The following is a 20161-nucleotide window of genomic DNA, read 5'->3' as shown; positions in this document are numbered from 1 at the left end:
TCGGCTATCCTGCCGATTTATCCTGCCGATTTATCCTGCGCTCCGAAGCTTTTGGCGGGGGTTGGCGAAAGGGGCTTCCTGCCCCTTCGCCAACGAGCGGCATCCCTGCCGCACCCCTTTGGGCTATTCCCACCAAAAGCTCCGGTGCTCGGCGCGGCATACGGGACGAAAACCATCCTGCTATTAAAACGGATTTGGTCCGATTCTCGCCAAAAGTCGGCGTAGGGTGGGCACGGCTTTTTGTGCCCACACGGACAAACCGCTCATTCCCCCGCAACCAAATCATCAACACCATCACCGCCCCGATTCAACGAACACACTTCTTCAACATAACGATGAAACGTAGAATAAGGCCTTTATACCCTTTGGAAAATTCTCTTGGTGGCTGAATACCCATGCTTCCCCCTTTGAAAAAGGGGGATTGAGGGGGATTTATTTAAAAAATCTCCCCTGGCCCCTCTTTTTCAAAGAGGGGAAGTAACCTGGCTAAAGCTTATCTTAACGACATTGGTGCTTTACCGGGTTGTAATGAATGTAATCCATATGCCGGGCAAAATCGGTTTCATCCCGTATTTGATGGACCCAATACCGACGTTGCCATAAGGTCGATTCCCGATGTTTTTGCTTCGACGCATTGATCCATTCGGCCCGACGGTATTCATCGCCACAAGCCACGCTCACCTGACGTTTGATCACGCTCCAACGGGTTGCATAATCTCCATCACCAACCGGCAATGTCCAAATGCAATGCAAGTGATCCGGCAACAGAACCCAGGCATCGATGGTAAACGGCCGTTTGGCGCGAGTGCTTGCAATCGCCTTGCGCAAAGCCTCCCGTATCGGTGCATCGCATAAAATCGTCTGCCGCCGATACGTCACCACCGTGAAAAAATACGTTGCACCGGGATTTTGCGAGCGGCGGTAACGGGACATTCCGGTCGTTAATTTTTGATGGTTAAATCAGGGTTTGTGGTTTTCCCCGCGTGGGCACAAAAAGCCGAGCCCACCCTACGATGCTAGTTTTCCGAGCGAGTAAAGAAAGCCTGTCAAAACTATCAAAAAAACAACCACAACTGAAAAGCAACCAGATCCTGATTTAATGTTTGCCGCCGCCGGCGCGTTCTTATTAAGTAAGTCATCTATCAACTCAGCCGCTTCTAATTTTGAAATTTCAGATGAAACCTTACCCCCAAGATCACGAATAAAGTCCAATTGCGCATCGGAGGCAGATTCATTCTCCCAATCGCTGGCGTACTGCTTTCTTAATCCTCTCCAATATTCGGCCTTCTCTTGCCTATTCTTCTCACGCTCCCGTGCTCGGTTCTCCGAATTGACTCGATCGTATTCAGCGCGTGCTGACTTTGCTTCTTGACGCTCTCTTTGAGGAATGACGCGAATTACCGCATTTTGCAGACGGTTTAGCTCCCATTCAGAAATTTCTCCGGCAGAAATAAATCGCTCGACCTCCTCTTTTAAAAATCGAATTGCAGGAAGGCTGTCGACTGGGACCTTAGCGAGCCAAGCAGTCAACTCTTCGAGTTCATGCGAGTCAAACTTTCCGTCTGCTAACCACTTAGAACTCAATTCGACAAGTTCACGACCTAGTCCTTCTGATGCCTGATTTTTCGATAAAGCAACGCGGACGCCTTTTTTCTTTGATGTATCATCGTTCATAATTTTTTCCGTTTGATGGCTTCGGTCGTTTGTGCTGGCTATCGCCGACAGCATCCTACAACACCCTATGGCATCAAACATACAAAATCATCCAACTGCTTCCGATCTCGCGAAGAGGGTTGCTCCCGTTATTCCGCCCCGAGCATCGCAGCTTTTGGCGAGATCAGCCCGCAGGGGAGCGGCAGGGATGCCGCTCGTTTTCGGAGGGCCAGGGACGGCCCTTCCAAAAACCCTCGCCAAAAGCGAGAAGCGCAGGAAATTGGCGGAATGCCGGGTGGCTTTTCTTTTGGTGACTTTTCTTTGGCCAAACAAAGAAAAGTTACTCGGCTGTCGGGCCGAGACCCGACATTAAAACCAGCCGTCGCGCCAGCGACTCCTTCTTACCCCCTCATCCTAGCCTTCTCCTTTATGCCCTGTGGGTGCTGAGGGAGAAGGAACGAACCGTCCCGCAATCAAATGCATAAACCAAATTTCTGGGTACCACACGCAAATCGAGCCAAGCTAAACATCACTTCCTCTCATGTCCAAACTGAAATATCACCGGCGTCCCCTGATTATGAATAATAATTTCCTTCTTCGGCTCGTCGCCGACAGCGGCCGGCTGCGCCACCCCATTCGCATCAACCGGGCCCTGAACTTCTCTCACCTCGACCCGCACGTCCGGCATCCACTTGGGTTTGAACAGTTCGGTTTTCACGCGACCAGGTTGTTTCGGCAACGGCGCGTGCTCCAGCACATCCAGACAAGCGGTGCCAATTTGATCGACCAACTTATCGACAATCCGCGCCGGCAACACGTCTCTGCCCAAGGCATGGGCGCTAAACGTCGATTCGCGTTCCAGCAGAACGGCCTGATTGCCGGCATCGCGTAAGGTACAAGTAATCGGCAACACATCGGCTTTTTGAAAATCGGTCGCGCGCGGGTCGGAATTGCCGCTGGAAAAGGAAAAACCCACCGGCGTTTCGCGGTGTGTCACTTTACCGAGCTTGGCTAGTAGTTGGTGGCTGTATGGGCCTTTGGCCGCAAGGGGAAACTCCCACTCTGCCAAATTCGCGCGGACACGCTCGGCGAGAGCTTGCGATTCCACCGCAAAGCCAAACTGGCGCAGGTTATCTTCGCTGACCACAAATTCGATAGCCGATAGGGGTTTGCCGGCATCAGGGGATTGGGCCCAGGCTGTCGAAAAGCCTGCGGCCAGTAAGACGCCGCAGCCGATTAGAATTGAAGGCCTGATCCTGGGCGGAAAGAACTTTGACCGCGACGAAGACTTCAAGGCGCCGTTAAAGCACCTCCCACTTCCGCCGCACTCAGCAGGCTCTAAATTCCAAAACCACTTCAGCCTTAACCAGTTTTTCATAGCAATATCCTCTTTAACTTGCTGATCACTCTACGGAAACCCCAATTTCCCAGCCATACGTCAAATGACTGATGAGTCATTTACCCGATTGTGGCGGATGCCTGCAAAATTCAACAATCTCCCCGACGTTTTCAATCGCCATCGCCGCCGGCAATGGTTTGTTTAATCCAGATAAAGGGGAATGCAAATGACTGGTTTTAACCCACAAAAACTAAGCGGCCGGGCAATCGGCTTGCTGAGCGGGGTGGCCTTGGGCGCCATCGGCCTGGGACAGGCGCCCGAAGCGCAGGCTGGCGCGACGTTTAAAATCGATGATACCAAATGGGTCAGCGTCGGCGCCGGTTTGCGGACCAGTTTCCGGGCCCAGGAAGGCTCGGTCGGCGCCAACGCCGACAAATGGAGCAACGATTTTAATCTGGACAATATCCGTTTATACATCAACGGCCAGATTCATAAATATCTGAAAGTCGAATTCAACACCGACTGCCAAACCTGCGGCAACGGCGGCGAAGTGCGAGTGTTGGACGCTATCGGCAAGTTCGAGGTTACGCCCTATGCCAATTTGTGGGTAGGCCGGATGCTGGTACCCGCCGAGCGCCGCGAGATGAACGGTCCGTTCTACAGCGCGGTGTACAACATTTTCTCCGCCGGCACCCCGTTCGAGCCGTCCGACTATAACCTGACCATCAAATCCGACGGCACCTCGGCCGGTTCCTTCGGCCGTGACGACGGTGCCACCTTCTGGGGTGCGGTATTCGACGGTCGTTTGCAATACGCGGCCGGTTTCTTCCGCGGTCTGCGCGGCGGCGCCAACGTCGATGACAATATCCTGTACGCACAACGCTTTGCTTACAATTTCTGGGACGTCGAGAAAAATCCCGGCTACTACACCTCCGGCACTTACTACGGCAAAGGCGGCGACATTCTGACCGTCGGCGTCGCCAACCAATATCAGGAAGACGGCGCCGGTGCGCTGGGTTCTCCCGGCAGCTTCCGCGGCACCACCGCCGACGTGTTGATGGAAAAAGTGTTGCCGGGCGGTGGCGTCGTCACCTTCAACGGCGAGTACAAAAACTACGGCATTACCGGCCCGTATAGCCAAGCCATCCGCGATGCAGAGGGTGCTGTCGGCGCGCCGGCCCAATTCTCGATGTTCGAAGGCAACGCCTACGACGTCAGCGGCATGTATCTGTTCCCGCAAAAAATCGGCATCGGCCAATTCCAACCGTTTTTGCGTTACGTGAATGTGTCGCCGGATAACAGCCCGAACCGCGAAGTTTACGAAGGCGGCGTCAACTACATCATCGACGGCCACAACGCCAAAATTTTCGCCAGCTACCAATACGGCGACCTGTTGACCAAAGGCTTGAACTACAAATCCACCGCCAGCGGCGAAAACGCCAGCCAGGTCATGGTCGGCTTCCAGTGGCAAATTTAATTTTCTAATAACAGAGGACTATCACGATGAATTTACTGAGCAATCCCTTACGTAAACTGGCATTGGGCGCCGCGCTATCGTCGCTGCTGCTCGGCGCATCGTCCGCCCGCGCCGAAGACACCATCAAAGTCGGCGTGCTGCATTCGCTGTCCGGCACGATGGCGATCAGCGAAACCACGCTAAAAGACACTATGTTGATGCTGATCGACGAACAAAACAAAAAAGGCGGCCTGCTGGGCAAGAAACTGGAAGCGGTGGTGGTTGACCCGGCCTCCAACTGGCCTTTGTTCGCGGAAAAAGCCCGCGAGCTGATCACCAAAGACAAAGTGGCTTCCATCTTCGGCTGCTGGACTTCCGTTTCCAGAAAATCGGTATTACCGGTCATCGAAGAGTTAAACAGCATCCTGTTCTACCCGGTGCAATACGAAGGCGAAGAATCGTCTAAAAACGTGTTCTACACCGGCGCCGCGCCTAACCAGCAAGCGATTCCGGCGGTCGATTACTTGATGAACGACCTGAAAGTGCAACGTTGGGTGTTGGCCGGTACCGACTACGTTTATCCGCGCACCACCAACAAAATCCTGGAAGCGTATTTGAAATCCAAAGGCGTTAAACCGGCGGACATCATGATCAACTACACGCCATTCGGCCATTCCGACTGGCAAAGTATCGTCGCCGACATTAAAAAATTCGGCTCTACCGGCAAGAAAACTGCGGTGGTTTCCACCATCAACGGCGACGCCAACATCCCGTTCTATAAAGAGTTGGGTAACCAAGGCATCTCCGCGGAAAAAATCCCGGTTATCGCCTTCTCGGTGGGTGAGGAAGAATTATCCGGTATGGACACCAAACCGCTGGTCGGTCACTTGGCGGCCTGGAACTACTTCATGAGCGTGGATACCACTAAAAACGCGGCCTTCATCCAACAATGGAAAGACTACATCAAGAACCCGAAACGCGTCACCAACGACCCGATGGAAGCCCATTACATCGGCTTTAATATGTGGGTGAAAGCGGTCGAAAAAGCCGGCACCACGGATTCAGACGCGGTACAAAAAGCTTTGATCGGCGTTGAATACCCCAATCTGACCGGCGGTATGTCGAAAATGCTGCCTAACCATCACATCAGCAAACCGGTGTTGATTGGCGAAATCCAAGACGACGGCCAGTTCGTCACCGTCTGGCAAACCAACAAACTGGTCGACGGCGATGCTTGGTCCGACTTCCTGCCGGACAGCAAACCGATCATCGCCGACTGGACCGCACCGATCAGCTGCGGCAACTACAACACCAAAACCAAAAAGTGTTCAGGACAGAACTATTAACAGCGGATGTTACCCGCGAGGTTCACGGCAGGATGCCGCGGGCCTCGCCCCCAAAAGAGGACAGACGATGCACACACCCCGTTTCAGAACCCGTTTAAAAACGCCGCCCGGCTCACACCCGGCTTACCGTTCCCCCAAGGACAGCTTCTTGAGCATGATGACTACAGCTTCTACTCAGGCCGGATTAACAGTCGGCGGCGTTTTTAAACGGCTTCTCAAATTTATCGCTTGCTTGCTGGCGATGTTCTTCCTCGTCGCACAACTTGTCCTGGCCCAAGACGCCGGCACTGCTTTGCAGCAACTCAGACAAGGCAGCATGCAGGAGCGGGAACAAGCCATCGAAACCCTGGGCAGCGACAGCAATAACCTGAAATTATTGCAAGCCCTACAGGACGGCAAACTGTTCGACTTCAAAGCCGAAGGCAAATTGGTTCTGGCTAAGGAAAGCGCGGCCGGCTACCAACTCAGCGATCCGCTCAGCGGCGCGGCCATCGCGGAAGTCGAGCGCGGCGCTGTAGGCAAAATCAATTTAAACAACAAACTGCGCGGCGTGCTGCGCAAAACCATCGCGCTACTGCAATTGAACGACGCCGACCCTGTGTTGCGCCTGATCGCGGTACAAGCATTGGCCAATGAAATAGACGACAAAGCGGTGATTTTATTGCGCGATCATCTGGCCAACGAAACCGATGCCGACATCAAAACCGCAATCAGCAAAATGCTGTTATTGCAAGACATTAACAGCCCGGAAAAAGACCAACGCATCGCCGCTATCGCCGCCTTAAAAGACCTGGACAGCCAAGACGTGGTCAACAAACTGCAAGCGGTTATCGAGAAAGATGCCGACGGTAATTTTGTCGAAGCCGACAGCGATGTGCGCAATCTGGCCGAAGCCGCCTTGATCAAAATCCGCGAACGCATGCAAGCCTACGCCGCCGCCGAAACCGTGTTCTTTGGTTTGAGTCTGGGCGCGGTGCTGGTGTTGTCTGCGATTGGTTTGGCAATCACCTTTGGGGTAATGGGCGTGATCAACATGGCGCACGGCGAACTGATGATGCTGGGTGCCTACACGACTTATGTGATGCAGCAAATCATGCCGAATTATTTGGGCACAGCGTTGATCCTGTCGATCCCTATGGCATTTCTGGTTGCTGCCTTGGTAGGCATAGCCATCGAACGCGGCATCATCCGCTTCTTATACGGCAGGCCGCTGGAAACTTTACTGGCGACTTTCGGCGTCAGTCTGTTTCTGCAACAAGCCGTGCGCTCGATCTTCTCGCCGCTGAACCGCAGCGTCTCCACACCCGAGTGGATGAGCGGCTCCTGGCAGATCAACGACTTTTTGTCGCTGACCTGGAACCGCTTCTACATCCTGATCTTCTGCCTGCTGGTGTTTACCGCCTTACTGCAAATTTTGAAGCGCACAAAATTAGGCTTGGAAGTCCGCGCCGTCGCGCAAAATCGCGGCATGGCCAGAGCAATGGGCATACCCACTGCACGGGTCGATGCGATGACGTTTGGTTTGGGCTCCGGTATCGCCGGGGTGGCCGGGGTAGCCTTGAGCCAGATCACCAACGTCGGGCCGAATCTGGGCCAGGCCTACATCGTCGATTCCTTCATGGTGGTGGTGTTTGGCGGGGTCGGAAATTTGTTCGGCACCTTGGTGGCCGGGTTTTCCTTGGGTATTGCGAATAAGGTGTTGGAGCCTTATGCCGGGGCGGTGTTGGCGAAGATCTTGGTCTTGGTGTTTATTATTTTGTTTATTCAGAAGAAGCCGAGGGGGTTGTTTCCGCAGAAAGGGCGGGCGGCGGAATCTTAATTGTTGTGTCGCTGCACCGACCGGGTTTGCTGGTTCCCATGCGCTGCGTGGGAATCCAGACCTGCCGCGCTGCGGCGACTTGGGCTGGTTTTTGTTTTGTGTCGCTATCGCGACAGATGATTTAAATGCCGGTTCGCGGACCGGCGACCGCGATACTTTCTTTTGCTTGGCCAAAAGAAAGTATCCAAAGAAAAGGCCACCCCACTGCCGCTTGCTTCCTGCGCTCCTCGGGTTTGAACGGGGTTGCCTGAAGGGGCTTCCCAGCCCCTGCATGCAACGCGCCGCATCCATGCGACGCCCCTAACGGGCTGTTCCGTTCAAACCCTGCGGTGCTCGGCGCGGCAGAGGGGAACAAAAACACTCCACCGTTATCGGCTGACGGGAATAGCAGGTTTTTACTTTTACTGAGAATGAGGGCTGTCATTTTGTTTAACTCATCAATGTATGAATGGCCTTCAACAATTCTGCAATTGCATGAATAACGGGTGGAGCAACTATTAACAGTTTAAGTATGAAGCTTTTTGACATGATCAAATTCCTATAATTTTCCAAAGAATGTGTTGCCAGTTTGTGAAGCTAGGCGTTAACGAGCAATTTATATCGTTACCCTTTCGTAAGGGATTAAAGCGGTTTAATTATTGCTACACAGAATGCATTTAATTGTCACGACAGCGTATGCGAAAGACTTCGCATTGAATTTGTAAAAATTATGATGGCTGCGACTAATACAAAACAGGCTGGAAATGTTTCCCCCCTTGACTTTTTTACGTTTTATCTATCTGGTCATCGCAGGATTTAGTCGTAGGGTGGGCACGATTAAGTGCTCACGCGGAACAACAGCCAATGGTGGGCAAAATTGCCCACCCTACGCAAATTCGGGCGGCTGATGGTTTTAACCCCGTATGCCGCGCCGAGCACCGGAGTTTTTGAATGGACAAATCGGCAGGATAGCCGATTTGCATGCGTAGCACCCTTAGGGCGAAACACATGGATGTGTTTCGTGAAACCGACATACAAAAAACCGTCGCGATAGCGACACCAAACCAGGCAGTCAAATGAACCTACAAAATCTGACCCAAGACAAAACCTACGCTTCAGTGCTAATCGCCCTGGCAAGCGTCACCTTATTAATCCCCCTCTGCAACCTAATCTTCCCCGAAGACTCTGCCCTGCACTTCTCGGCCTATTCGGTATCCCTAATCGGCAAATACCTAACCTTCGCCCTGCTCGGCCTGTCGCTGGACATGGTCTGGGGCTACGCCGGGATTTTGGTCCTGGGCCAAGGCGCCTTCTTCGCGCTGGGCGGCTACGCAATGGGCATGTATTTGATGCGGCAGATCGGCACGCGCGGCGTCTACGGGAACGCCGAATTACCCGACTTCATGGTATTCCTGAACTGGACCGAACTACCCTGGTACTGGAACGGTTTCGAGAACTTCGGTTTCGCGATGCTAATGGTTTTCCTCGCACCCGGTTTGCTGGCCTTCGTATTCGGCTGGCTGGCGTTTCGCTCAAGGGTGACAGGCGTTTACTTATCCATCATCACCCAGGCGCTGACTTACGCCTTACTACTGGCTTTCTTCCGCAACGAAATGGGCTTCGGCGGCAATAACGGCCTCACCGATTTCAAAGACATCCTCGGCTTCAATATCCAGTCCGAAGCGGTACGCTCCATATTGCTATTGATGACCGGCCTGAGCCTGATCGGCGCCTTGCTGCTGTGCCGCTGGATTGTAAACAGCAAATTAGGCCGGGTAGTCACGGCGGTTCGCGATCAGGAATCGCGGGTACGTTTTCTCGGCTACCGGGTGGAATTGTTCAAACTGTGGGTGTTCGTGTTTGCTGCCATGCTGGCCGGCTTGGCCGGCGCTCTTTACGTGCCACAGGTCGGCATCATCAACCCCAGCGAGTTCTCGCCGCTCAACTCCTTGGAGATCGTCATCTGGGTCGCGGTCGGCGGGCGCGGTACTTTGTACGGCGCGATCATCGGCGCGGTGCTGGTCAATTACGCCAAAACCGTGTTGACCGGCCTGATGCCCGATGCCTGGCTGTTTTGCCTGGGCGGCGCCTTCATCCTGGTCACGTTGTTAATGCCCGACGGCATCGTCGGCCTGCTGCGCCGTCGCAGTAAACCCAAACCCACTCTTAACGCTACCGGAGGACAACCGGCATGATGATCTCGGCTGCAACTACCACTGAAGGCGGCGCCAGCCTGCCGCTGGACGGCGAAGTCGACGCCCGCCACGGCCCGATTCTGTACATGGAAGACGTCAGCGTCAGCTTCGACGGCTTCCGGGCGCTAAACCATTTATCCCTGTACATCGACGACGGCGAATTGCGCTGTCTAATCGGCCCCAACGGCGCCGGCAAGACCACGCTGATGGACGTCATTACCGGCAAAACCAAGCCCGACAGCGGCTCGGTGTTTTTTGGCCAGACTATAGATTTGCTGGAACTGGACGAACCGGCTATCGCCCAGGCCGGCATCTGCCGCAAGTTTCAAAAGCCCAGCGTATTCGACGCCTTGACCGTGTTCGAGAACCTGGAGCTGGCCTTAAAGACCGACAAACGCACCTGGCCGACGCTGTTTCATAAACTCAACAGCGAACAGCGCGACCGCATCCATGATGTGTTGCAAACCATCGCCCTGCCCGCTCAACAACGCCAGTTGGCCGGCGCCTTGTCGCACGGCCAGAAGCAATGGCTGGAGATCGGCATGCTGCTGATGCAGGACCCGAAAGTGATGCTGGTCGACGAACCCATCGCCGGCATGACCCATCAGGAAGTCGAGCGCACCGCCGAACTATTGCTGTCCTTGCAAGGCCGGCATTCCATCGTTGTGGTCGAGCACGATATGGAATTCGTGCGCAGCATCGCACGCAAAGTGACGGTGTTGCACGAGGGCTCGGTGCTGACCGAAGGCACGATGGACGAAGTCCAAAACGATACTCGCGTGATCCAAGTTTACCTGGGGGGATGATGTTAAATATCAGCGCATTGCAACAATACTACGGCGCCAGCCACACCTTGTGGGACCTGGATTTGAGCGTACCCGCCGGGTCCTGCGTCTGCCTGATGGGCCGCAATGGCGTCGGCAAAACCACGCTTCTGAAAGCCATCATGGGCTTGCTGCCGGTGGCCGATGGCAGCATTCAATTCGACGGCGTGGAGCTGGCCAAATCCAAGGCCGAATCCCGCGCCGAACTGGGCATCGGTTACGTGCCGCAAGGCCGGGAAATTTTTCCGCTGTTGACCGTGGAAGAAAACCTGAAAACCGGCCTGCGTGCCGCCAACAAACACGGCATCAAAAAAGTCCCGGACAGCATTTTCGAGATCTTTCCGGTATTGAAACAAATGCTGAAACGCCGCGGCGGCGACCTGTCCGGCGGCCAGCAACAGCAATTGGCGATTGGTCGCGCCCTGGTATTGAATCCGCGCTTGCTGATTCTGGACGAGCCCACCGAAGGCATCCAGCCCAACATCGTCAGCGAAATCGGCGACGTCATCATTCGTCTGAATAAATCGCGCGGCGTGGCTACCCCGACTCCAAAACCGGAAACCGGCGAAATTCATCAAGCCATCGACCGCATTCACAAAGAACTGGGCGTGACGGTGTTGCTGGTCGAACAAAAACTGCCGTTTGCCCGTAAGGTCGCCAATCAATTCTGCATCATGGACCGTGGCCGTCATGTGGCGGTGGGTGCGATGGACGAATTGGCAGACGATATGGTGAAACGGTATTTAACCGTTTGAGCCCGCCCTTCTTTGCCAAATAGGGACCAACTAAATTTACCAATCGGGCGTAGCCCATCGTTCTGACTTAAATCTGGGTGACGGAGAAAACACATGAAATCCGAACAATATTTGCTGGCGACCGGTGCGTTGTTATTGGTTTGGTCGATGCGAAGCGAGGCACACGACAGCCATGAAGCGATGATGGCTGGCGGTAACCTTCTGCAATTGACCTATGCCCTACTCCATCCAATATTGGAAATCCCTTACCTTCCAGCCTTGCTGATTGGCGCATTGATTTTGGTATTGGTGCTTGGCCCGGTTATATTGCACATAACCCGGCACCGGATTGCTACCAAACCTGGTTATCCGGCCATTATGGAAAAACCAGCCATCGCGCCGAAGGCCGATAATTTGTAAACCGACACCTTACCCGCCATGCGCCCTGACTTCGCTGCGTCTTCCAATCCTGATTCCATAACCGATTCATCGACATGGGAAGCCGAATTGAATCTGGGCTTTACCCAACGCGGCGACAAAACCGTCTTGGTCAGACGCGAACATCGCGGCCCGCTGACCGTGCAGCGACCGTTTTACCCGGAAGGCGAAGTCTGCCACGTCTACCTGCTACACCCGCCCGGCGGCGTGGTGGCCGGCGATCATTTGACCATCGTAGCAACGGTCGAAAACGATGCTCAAGCGCTTATCACCACCCCAGCTGCCGGCAAGTTTTATCGCAGCGGCGGCGGCGAAGCTCAGCAAACCGTCAATCTCAAGGTTGCTGAAAACGCCAGCCTGGAATGGCTGCCGCAGGAAACCATTGTTTACGAAGGCGCCCAATTGAATTCTTCCATGAATATCGATTTGGCCGAACACGGCCGCTTTATCGGCTGGGAAATATTGGCCCTGGGCCGCCCGGCTGCCGGCGAAGGCTTCGACAGCGGCGCCGCTACCTTGAACTGGCGCATCAGTCGCATCGGGCGTTTGGTCTACATGGAACGCTTGCGCCTGGATGCCGAAGCGTTTCAAGCCCGCTGGGGTTTGTTTGGGCATTCGGCTTGCGGGACGCTGTTTGTTTATCCTGCGTCGTCGTTGCATTTGGCGGCTGTGCAGGAGCTGATTGGGGATGAGGCCAATCGTGGGGTGACTTTGATTGAGGGTTTGTTGATTTGTCGGGGGTTGGATAGTCGGGCGGATTTGTTGAAGGGGTTTTTTGAACGGGTTTGGGGATTGGTGCGGGGGGATATTGTTGGGAAGGAGGTTTGTGCGCCGAGGATTTGGGCCACCTAAGCAGGTTTGATTTTTCGCTAGTGGATGGGTATCGTAACCACTCACCTTTCCTGGGAGACAGTTATGGAATTTAAAAGGCAATATATTGTTAACGAAGACAGCCAAAGAGTCGCTGTACAACTGGATATTGACACCTTCGAAAAGATTGAAAATGTTCTGGAGAATTATGCTTTGGTGCAATTAATAAATGCCGACGACAGCGAAACCTTAAATATCGAGGATGCTAAAAAGTATTACGCCAACCTGGATAAGGCCTGATGCAGGTTGAATATCGGAAGAAGTTTTTAAAGCAATTGGCCGACTTGCCGGCCTCGGTTCGACCGAAAATTGAGCAATTTGTATTTGAGGATTTAGCCCAAGCCAATAGCATTTTTGAATTGGGAAAGATTGAGAAAATGCAGGGTTATGATGGGTTTTATAAAGTACGGTTTGGCGATTATCGAGTGGGATTGATTGTTACGGATGATGCGGTGGTTGTGGCTACGGTGATGCACAGGAAGGAGATTTATAAATTCTTTCCGTAGCGTTTTTAGCTCCCTCGCCCTCCGGGAGAGGGTTGGGGTGAGGGGAATTTGGTGTCGCTGCCGCGACGGCTTTTTTAATGTCGGGTCTCGGCCCGACAGCCGAGATACTTTCTTTTGTTTGGCCAAAAGAAAGTATCCAAAGACAAAGCCACCCCATGCCGCTTGATTCCTGCGCGCCGAAGGGTTCGAACGGGATTTTCGGAAGGGCTATCCATAGCCCTCCGAAAACGCGATGCATCCCTGCATCGCCCCTACGGGCTGCTCACTCGGTACATCCATGTACCTCGCCCTGCGGGTGCTGCGCATGCAAATCGGCTATCCTGCCGATTTGTCCGTCCAAACCCTCCGGTGCTCGGCGCGGCATAGGGAATTAAACCCGTCGCGCGAAGAATAGTTGTTGGATAAATTTGTATTTTGGGTATCAAGCTCTATTGTAGGATGCTGCCGACATTAGGAGGCCATCTGTCGCGAACGATGCGCTTCACCAAGTTCAGCGCGTCGGGCTCTGTAAATCCTAAAGGCTATTAAATAGACCAGATAATGACAAAGTTAAATCATGAAAGACCAAGTTTAAAATACAAGGACAATATTGTTCGAGAGATCAATAAAGCGTCACGAAACTCAGAAATTGATATTGTTCGCACCACTTCGGGATTAAAAAGGGAAATATCTTTCAAGCTACCAAATATCGAGCTAACAAATGAGGAGCTGTGTAAAATAAATAAATTTATGCGCTTACTTAATAAGCATGAAAAAATGCAAGCAAAACTTTTAACTACATCTCTGCATTTAATGTTGCAAAAGAAAAGAATAAAAGAAAAAAATGAACTCAAAAATAAAATTAATCAAGAGCTTTCAAAATTGAGAATATCCTTGATTTCAATTGCTTTGCAACTTGTTGCTTCAGATAGACTTGAATCTTTAGCAGGCAGAAAAAAAGGGGTTCTAGACTGGTTTAACTCATTGGGAGAGTCGCTGTGTAAAAACCACACAGCCGATCTCTGGTACTTTATACACGATGACATTTTCAATATTGCTATTGAAATATACAAAGACAAGGGCCGTAGGTCCGATTAGCGAAGCGTAATCGGACGAATGTATAAACCTAACAAACACTCAAACTCTTAAAACACTAAAAAACCATGCCCAATTACCGACGAGCTTTTATTCCGGGTGGCACATGGTTTTTTACGGTGAATTTACTGGAGAGAAATAATAACGATCTGTTGATTCGGGAAATCGACTTATTGCGAAATACGGTGCGTGCGGTGCGTAAGCGTTATCCCTTTCAAATCGATGCCTGGGTGGTATTACCAGAACACATGCATGCGGTTTGGACGCTACCGCCGGGTGATGCGGATTTCAGCAAACGTTGGCGATTGATCAAAAGCGGATTTTCGCGGGCATTGCCAAAAACCGAGTACCGGTCGAATGTTCGAAAGATGGCTGGCGAACGTGGAATCTGGCAGCGACATTTTTGGGAGCATTCGATACGCGACGAAACAGATTTTGAACGCCATGTTGATTATGTGCATATCAATCCGGTTAAACATGGGCATGTCGCCAGAGTTGTCGAGTGGCCGTATTCCAGTTTTCATCGGTATGTGGAAAGGGGAATTTATCCGCAGAATTGCGGCGGAGATTTGGATTTGGCGGTGGAAGGGGATGATTAACATGCGTCCGATTACGCTACGCTAATCGGACCTACGAGGTTTGGTTTGAAACTTTAAATTCCGTGATGGTTTTTTCCCCTGATGCCGCGCCGAGCACCGGAGGGTTTGGACGGAATAGCCCGCAGGGGCGATGCAGGGATGCATCGCGTTTTCGGAGGGCCAAGGAAGGATGGCCCTTCCGAAAACCCCGTTCAAACCCTTCGGAGCGCAGGATCAAAGCGGCATGGGGCGGCCTTTCTTTTGGGTACTTTTCTTTGGCCGTCCAAAGAAAAGTACCTCGGCTGTCGGGCCGAGACCCGACATTTAAATAACCGTCGCGGCAGCGACACAAAACAAGCTCAATACTCATAGTGAAACCGCAACTGCGCAATCAACAACGTATCTCCGGCGATCTTATAAACGATCCTATGCTCGTCGTTAATCCGCCGCGACCAATAGCCGGACAAGCCGTGTTTCAAAGGTTCCGGCTTACCGATGCCCTCGAAGGGCTGGCGCTGGATTTCCTTGATCAGTTGGTTGATACGTTTAAGAATGGCCTTGTCGGTGGCTTGCCAGTACAGATAGCTGTTCCAGGCGTCGGAGGAAAAGGTGATTTTCACTCGATTAATTCGCGCTCCGTGCCTCGGCCGGATTCCAGCTCGGCGATGGATTCGAGCAAGCGGCGGGCGTTGGCGGGCGAACGCAGCAGGTAGGTGGTTTCCTCCATGGCTTGGAAATCTTCCAAAGACAGCATCACCACCGGAGATTCGCTTTTGCGGGTGATGATGATGGGGGCATGGTCGGCGCAAACCTTGTCCATGGTTTTGGCTAAATTGGCACGAGCGGCGCTGTAACTGATGGCGTCCATTGATGCTCCTGTTGTACGAAAAAGTGTACGATAGCTTAACGCCGACGGTTGGCTACTGCAAATTGGAAACACCCGTGGGCACGATAAAGTGTACCCACCCTACGAAAACGTCACATTAGCGAAACGACTATGCAATTAACCCCCAGAGAAAAAGACAAACTCCTCCTCTTCACAGCTGCCCTCCTCGCCGAGCGCCGCAAAGCCAGAGGCTTGAAACTCAACTACCCGGAAGCGGTGGCGTATATCTCCGCTGCGATCATGGAAGGCGCCCGCGACGGCCAGACCGTGGCCGAGTTGATGGCTTATGGCCGCACGTTATTAAGCATCGACGACGTGATGGATGGCATCGCCGAGATGTTGACCGAGGTGCAGGTGGAAGCAACATTTCCTGATGGAACCAAGTTGGTGACCGTCCATGAGCCGATTGTATGACTAACTTTCATTCTTGCGACGGGGGTGTTCCCGTTTGCCGGCCCCGAGCATCGCAGCATTTTTCAGGGATTGCCCGCAGGGGAGCGGCAGGGATGCCGCTCGTTTTCGGAGGGCTAGGACAGCCCTTCCGAAAACCCCTGAAAAATGCGAGAAGCGCAGGATCAAGGACGGCAGTCGGGTGGCCTTTTCTTTGGATACTTTCTTTTGGCCACGCAAAAGAAAGTATCGCGGTTGTCGGTCCGCAAACCGACATACAAAAAGCCGTCGCACTAGCGACACCGCATAAACAAAAGACAATGAATTTCGGAAAGCCGTCATGTTGGGTTACGGCTTGCGCCTAACCCAACCTACGTTTCCAAGGAGCAAAGCATGATCCCCGGAGAAATATTCCCCGCCGCTGGCGATATCGAACTCAACGCCGGCCGCGCCACGGTCAAGGTCCTGGTCGCCAATAGCGGCGACCGGCCGATTCAGGTCGGCTCGCATTATCATTTTTACGAAACCAACCCGGCTTTGCATTTTGACCGCAGCGTAGCTTTGGGCTTTCGGCTGGATATTCCGGCCGGCACTGCGGTGCGTTTCGAGCCCGGCCAGCAGCGCGAGGTGCAATTGGTGGCTTTTGCCGGCGAACGCAAAGTGTATGGCTTTAGAGGCGAGGTAATGGGCGCATTGGAGAAAACCGCATGAGCAAGATTTCGAGAGCGGCTTATGCCGACATGTTCGGCCCCACCACCGGCGACCGCCTGCGACTGGCGGACACCGATTTAATTTTGGAAGTGGAAGCCGATTACACTGTCTACGGCGACGAAGTGAAATTCGGCGGCGGCAAGGTGATCCGCGACGGCATGGGCCAAAGCCAGTTGGGCAACGATCAGGCCGTGGATTTGGTGATCACCAACGCGCTGATCATCGATTACTGGGGCATCGTCAAAGCCGATGTCGGCATCAAACAAGGTCGGATTTTCAAGATCGGCAAGGCCGGTAATCCCGACATTCAACCCGGCGTGGACATCATCGTCGGCCCCGGCACCGAAGTCATCGCCGGCGAAGGCCAGATTTTGACCGCCGGCGGCATCGACGCCCACATCCATTTCATCTGCCCGCAACAAATTGAAGAAGCGCTGTGCTCCGGCGTCACTACCATGATCGGCGGCGGCACCGGCCCCGCCACCGGCACCAACGCCACCACCTGCACACCGGGACCGTGGCATCTGCAACAAATGCTGACCGCGCTGGATGGTTTACCGATGAACTTTGGCTTGCTGGCCAAGGGCAACGCCAGTTTGCCCGGCGCGTTGGAGGAGCAAATCCTGGCCGGGGCGATGGGGATGAAACTGCACGAAGACTGGGGCACCACTCCGGCAGCGATCGACTGTTGCCTGAGCGTGGCGGAGGACTACGACGTGCAGGTGGCGATCCACACCGACACGCTGAATGAATCGGGGTTTGTCGAAGACACCATTGCCGCCTTCAAGGGCCGCACCATCCACACGTACCATACTGAAGGCGCCGGCGGCGGTCATGCCCCGGACATCATCAAGGCCTGCGGTTTGAGCAACGTGTTACCGTCGTCGACCAACCCGACCCGACCTTACACGATCAATACCGTTGACGAGCATTTGGATATGTTGATGGTCTGCCATCATCTTGATCCCAGCATCCCGGAAGACGTGGCCTTTGCCGAATCCCGCATCCGCCGCGAAACCATCGCCGCCGAGGACATCCTGCACGACTTGGGGGCGTTTTCGATGATTTCCTCGGACTCGCAAGCCATGGGCCGAGTCGGCGAAGTGGTGATCCGCACCTGGCAGACTGCGCATAAGATGAAGACGCAGCGCGGCCACCTTTCTTCCCCCTCGCCCTCGGGGAGAGGGGCTGGGGGTGAGGGTGCGCAAAACGACAACTTTCGGATCAAGCGTTACATTGCCAAATACACCATCAACCCAGCCATCAGCCACGGCATCAGCCACGAAGTGGGCTCCATCGAAGCCGGCAAACTGGCCGACTTGGTGTTGTGGCAACCGGCTTTCTTCGGCGTTAAGCCCAGTCTGATTATCAAAGGCGGCCTGATCGCCGCCGCGCCGATGGGCGACGCTAACGCCTCGATACCCACGCCGCAGCCGGTTCATTATCGGCCGATGTTCGGCAGCTTCGGCCGCACCGCCGCCAACACCTCGATGATCTTTTTACCGCAGGTGGCGGTGGGTTCCGGTTTGGCCAATCAATTGGGGTTGCAAAAACGGGTGGGCATAGTGAAAAACACCCGAACCATCGGCAAGGCGGATTTGAAATTGAACGACTACCAGCCGGTGATGGAAGTTTGTCCGCAGACTTATCAGGTGCGGGCGGATGGGGAGTTGTTGGTTTGCGAACCGGCGGTGGTGTTGCCGATGGCGCAGCGGTATTTTTTATTTTGAGAAGGATCAGGGTTTTCGGTAGAGCCATCCGTGGCCCTGCCGAAAACAAACTGTATGAAGCGGAAGCGATGGCGGCATTTGCCGCCAGTTGAAACTAGGAACCTGGGGTATTGTTTTTGTGCGGTAGAACCGGTTCATCGTTGCTGGTTGCACCCGCCTCTATTTGGTGAGCCATTGCTTCAATGATTTCCGCTGGCGCACCGGATTGCTTTAGGCTTTCGCGCAACTCAGCGCTCAATTCCGCGCTGGTTCGTTCGGGTACCGTTTCTTCAGGCTGAACGGCTGAGGCGGACTCTTGTTCTTTCAGAGTCTGCTCCATCTGAGCAATCTGCTCTTCCGGTAAGTGATTGGCTCGCATCGACGCAATCATATCGGCATTGGCTTCGCTACGCGCCGCCTCATCCTCGGGCGACAAGCTATTGGCGAGCGCCAGCCGCTGCCGCTCGTGCGGGGGTAATCGAGTGTCCGGAGACATTGCGGCGTTTGCCGGCGGAATATCGAGCTTTCTGTTCGCGCCCACCGCGATAACAGGCGCGGAAACTGAAGCGGTATTCTCCGGTAGCGCCGTCCGTTGGCTCTCGCCGCGACCGGGGAATTGCTGACCGGCAAAATATCCGCTCGCAAAAACGCTAGCCACACCCAGTATTGAGACAAGTTTATTCATGATCGTGACCTAGATTGAGTTTGTTCGGAGCGGAATCTCGGCCGGATGAATCAGACCAAAGATTCCGCATGATCGGATTCAGCGATTAATACTCGTACAGATAGGTCAAAGTACCCAGGTATCGGTAAGATCCGGAGGTTGGGCAGGCAGCAGTGCCTGAGTCACCATACAAATACAAGCTTTGATGGTTTTGCAGCGCCATTTTGGCCTGAATCAAAGCCTCTTTGTTATAGGTCACGAAATAGTTGGTATAGGCCGGCAGTACGTTGTGCTCCGGCACGGTGTAGATATAACCGTATGTCGTACCGTTTACATTGTATTCGTAGACGCCGCTGACATAGGTCCAACCTCCGCTGCAACTCGCCGCATTGGCGGCACTGGCACCGAACATGGAAGCGGCAACGACAGATAGCATTAAGAATAGATTTTTGATTGTTTTCATGACCTTCACCTTTTGTAAATTAAACACGAGAGTTGATGAATTAATGCTGTACTTGCTTCTCGGGTAAAAAATTGGCTTACTTTGAAATTCAAGGGCAGCATGTCCGGCGGCATTTGCGCTGCTGTTTTACTGGCGGCGTAATTAGCGGGGACGGTGTTAATTTAGGGAAATTGCGGGGGGCTATCTGTTAAGTTGTTGGCTGGGAAAGTGTGAGGTTTTTCACAGTTTTATGTGGACGTAGCTTTGCTGGGTTTTGGGTTTTTGTGTCGCTGCCGCGACGGGTGTTTTATATGTCGGGTCTCGGCCCGACAGCCGAGTGACTTTTCTTTGTTTGGCCAAAGAAAAGTCACCAAAAGAAAGGCCACCCGGAATTCCGCCTTGATCCTGCGCTTCTCGCTTTTGGCGAGGGTTTTCGGAAGGGCCATCCCTGGCCCTCCGAAAACGAGCGGCATCCCTGCCGCTCCCCTGCTGGCTGATCTCGCCAAAAGCTGCGATGCTCGGGGCGGAATAACGGGAATAGTCCACTT

Annotated in this window: 23 protein-coding genes; 15 read left to right on the top strand and 8 right to left on the bottom strand. The window is 53.5% G+C overall.

Going from position 1 to position 20161, the window contains the following annotated elements; translation table 11 throughout:
• Positions 1 to 498: 498 nt before the first annotated feature.
• The 3 genes from NP589_RS07965 to NP589_RS07955 all read right to left on the bottom strand — a co-directional run bounded on the left by NP589_RS07965 (position 499) and on the right by NP589_RS07955 (position 3031).
• Entirely contained in the window at positions 499 to 933 is a 435-nt protein-coding gene (locus NP589_RS07965; RefSeq protein ID WP_256606499.1) for an REP-associated tyrosine transposase, read from the bottom strand.
• A 75-nt stretch (positions 934 to 1008) separates the two neighbouring features.
• Positions 1009 to 1674: a hypothetical protein gene (locus NP589_RS07960; RefSeq protein ID WP_256606498.1), complete on the bottom strand. Its 666-nt coding sequence runs from the start codon at positions 1672 to 1674 to the stop codon at positions 1009 to 1011.
• A gap of 508 nt (positions 1675 to 2182) precedes the next feature.
• Positions 2183 to 3031 (bottom strand): hypothetical protein, encoded by an 849-nt coding sequence (locus NP589_RS07955; protein WP_256606497.1) that lies wholly within the window; start codon positions 3029 to 3031, stop codon positions 2183 to 2185.
• A gap of 181 nt (positions 3032 to 3212) precedes the next feature.
• Here NP589_RS07955 and NP589_RS07950 point away from each other — a divergent pair, with 181 nt between their 5' ends.
• The 12 genes from NP589_RS07950 to NP589_RS07895 all read left to right on the top strand — a co-directional run bounded on the left by NP589_RS07950 (position 3213) and on the right by NP589_RS07895 (position 14832).
• Positions 3213 to 4469 (top strand): putative porin, encoded by a 1257-nt coding sequence (locus NP589_RS07950; RefSeq protein ID WP_371929656.1) that lies wholly within the window; start codon positions 3213 to 3215, stop codon positions 4467 to 4469.
• Between the two features lie 26 nt (positions 4470 to 4495).
• The gene (gene urtA / locus NP589_RS07945) at positions 4496 to 5794 is read left to right on the top strand and encodes an urea ABC transporter substrate-binding protein (RefSeq protein ID WP_256606495.1); all 1299 of its coding nucleotides are present in this window, start codon (positions 4496 to 4498) and stop codon (positions 5792 to 5794) included.
• A gap of 154 nt (positions 5795 to 5948) precedes the next feature.
• Positions 5949 to 7613 (top strand): urea ABC transporter permease subunit UrtB, encoded by a 1665-nt coding sequence (gene urtB, locus NP589_RS07940; RefSeq protein ID WP_256606541.1) that lies wholly within the window; start codon positions 5949 to 5951, stop codon positions 7611 to 7613.
• 1055 nt (positions 7614 to 8668) lie between these two features.
• A complete protein-coding gene (urtC, locus tag NP589_RS07935; protein WP_256606494.1) occupies positions 8669 to 9787 on the top strand; it encodes an urea ABC transporter permease subunit UrtC in 1119 nt (372 codons plus the stop codon).
• Positions 9784 to 10593 (top strand): urea ABC transporter ATP-binding protein UrtD, encoded by an 810-nt coding sequence (urtD, locus tag NP589_RS07930; RefSeq protein ID WP_256606493.1) that lies wholly within the window; start codon positions 9784 to 9786, stop codon positions 10591 to 10593. Before urtC ends, urtD begins: the two co-directional genes overlap by 4 nt.
• Entirely contained in the window at positions 10593 to 11366 is a 774-nt protein-coding gene (locus NP589_RS07925) for an ABC transporter ATP-binding protein (RefSeq protein ID WP_256606492.1), read from the top strand. The genes urtD and NP589_RS07925 overlap by 1 nt, the downstream gene beginning before the upstream one ends.
• 93 nt (positions 11367 to 11459) lie before the next feature.
• Entirely contained in the window at positions 11460 to 11765 is a 306-nt protein-coding gene (locus NP589_RS07920; protein WP_256606491.1) for a hypothetical protein, read from the top strand.
• Between the two features lie 18 nt (positions 11766 to 11783).
• Positions 11784 to 12635: an urease accessory protein UreD gene (locus tag NP589_RS07915; protein ID WP_256606490.1), complete on the top strand. Its 852-nt coding sequence runs from the start codon at positions 11784 to 11786 to the stop codon at positions 12633 to 12635.
• A 63-nt stretch (positions 12636 to 12698) separates the two neighbouring features.
• Positions 12699 to 12893: a RelB antitoxin-like protein gene (locus tag NP589_RS07910; RefSeq protein WP_256606489.1), complete on the top strand. Its 195-nt coding sequence runs from the start codon at positions 12699 to 12701 to the stop codon at positions 12891 to 12893.
• The gene (locus tag NP589_RS07905) at positions 12893 to 13159 is read left to right on the top strand and encodes a type II toxin-antitoxin system RelE family toxin (protein ID WP_256606488.1); all 267 of its coding nucleotides are present in this window, start codon (positions 12893 to 12895) and stop codon (positions 13157 to 13159) included. The genes NP589_RS07910 and NP589_RS07905 overlap by 1 nt, the downstream gene beginning before the upstream one ends.
• A 540-nt stretch (positions 13160 to 13699) precedes the next feature.
• Positions 13700 to 14236 carry a hypothetical protein gene (locus tag NP589_RS07900; RefSeq protein WP_256606487.1) on the top strand — a complete coding sequence of 179 codons (537 nt, stop codon included), beginning with the start codon at positions 13700 to 13702 and terminating at the stop codon, positions 14234 to 14236.
• A 65-nt stretch (positions 14237 to 14301) separates the two neighbouring features.
• The gene (locus NP589_RS07895) at positions 14302 to 14832 is read left to right on the top strand and encodes an REP-associated tyrosine transposase (RefSeq protein WP_256606486.1); all 531 of its coding nucleotides are present in this window, start codon (positions 14302 to 14304) and stop codon (positions 14830 to 14832) included.
• A 338-nt stretch (positions 14833 to 15170) separates the two neighbouring features.
• Here the strand turns inward: NP589_RS07895 and NP589_RS07890 are convergent, their stop codons facing one another.
• Entirely contained in the window at positions 15171 to 15431 is a 261-nt protein-coding gene (locus tag NP589_RS07890) for a Txe/YoeB family addiction module toxin (RefSeq protein ID WP_256606485.1), read from the bottom strand.
• Positions 15428 to 15679 carry a type II toxin-antitoxin system Phd/YefM family antitoxin gene (locus NP589_RS07885; RefSeq protein ID WP_256606484.1) on the bottom strand — a complete coding sequence of 84 codons (252 nt, stop codon included), beginning with the start codon at positions 15677 to 15679 and terminating at the stop codon, positions 15428 to 15430. The genes NP589_RS07890 and NP589_RS07885 overlap by 4 nt, the downstream gene beginning before the upstream one ends.
• 129 nt (positions 15680 to 15808) lie before the next feature.
• Here NP589_RS07885 and ureA point away from each other — a divergent pair, with 129 nt between their 5' ends.
• The 3 genes from ureA (at position 15809) to ureC (ending at position 18528) form a co-directional block, all read left to right on the top strand.
• The gene (gene ureA / locus NP589_RS07880; protein WP_020482653.1) at positions 15809 to 16111 is read left to right on the top strand and encodes an urease subunit gamma; all 303 of its coding nucleotides are present in this window, start codon (positions 15809 to 15811) and stop codon (positions 16109 to 16111) included.
• Between the two features lie 369 nt (positions 16112 to 16480).
• Positions 16481 to 16798 (top strand): urease subunit beta, encoded by a 318-nt coding sequence (locus NP589_RS07875; protein WP_071155242.1) that lies wholly within the window; start codon positions 16481 to 16483, stop codon positions 16796 to 16798.
• A complete protein-coding gene (gene ureC, locus NP589_RS07870; RefSeq protein WP_256606483.1) occupies positions 16795 to 18528 on the top strand; it encodes an urease subunit alpha in 1734 nt (577 codons plus the stop codon). Before NP589_RS07875 ends, ureC begins: the two co-directional genes overlap by 4 nt.
• 94 nt (positions 18529 to 18622) lie before the next feature.
• Here the strand turns inward: ureC and NP589_RS07865 are convergent, their stop codons facing one another.
• The 3 genes from NP589_RS07865 to NP589_RS07855 form a co-directional block, all read right to left on the bottom strand.
• Positions 18623 to 19192, bottom strand: a complete 570-nt coding sequence (locus tag NP589_RS07865; RefSeq protein WP_256606482.1) for a hypothetical protein — start codon at positions 19190 to 19192, stop codon at positions 18623 to 18625.
• Positions 19193 to 19277: 85 nt separating this feature from the next.
• Positions 19278 to 19634: a hypothetical protein gene (locus NP589_RS07860; RefSeq protein ID WP_157205041.1), complete on the bottom strand. Its 357-nt coding sequence runs from the start codon at positions 19632 to 19634 to the stop codon at positions 19278 to 19280.
• A 219-nt stretch (positions 19635 to 19853) separates the two neighbouring features.
• A partial coding sequence (locus NP589_RS07855) for a hypothetical protein (RefSeq protein ID WP_256606481.1) occupies positions 19854 to 20161 on the bottom strand: 308 nt, incomplete at its 5' end.

It is taken from the genome of Methylomonas rosea, assembly GCF_024505055.1.
GTDB classification, from domain to species: domain Bacteria; phylum Pseudomonadota; class Gammaproteobacteria; order Methylococcales; family Methylomonadaceae; genus Methylomonas; species Methylomonas rosea.
The sequence above is the reverse complement of the archived record's forward strand: the minus strand, read 5'-3'. Positions and strand labels throughout refer to the sequence as shown.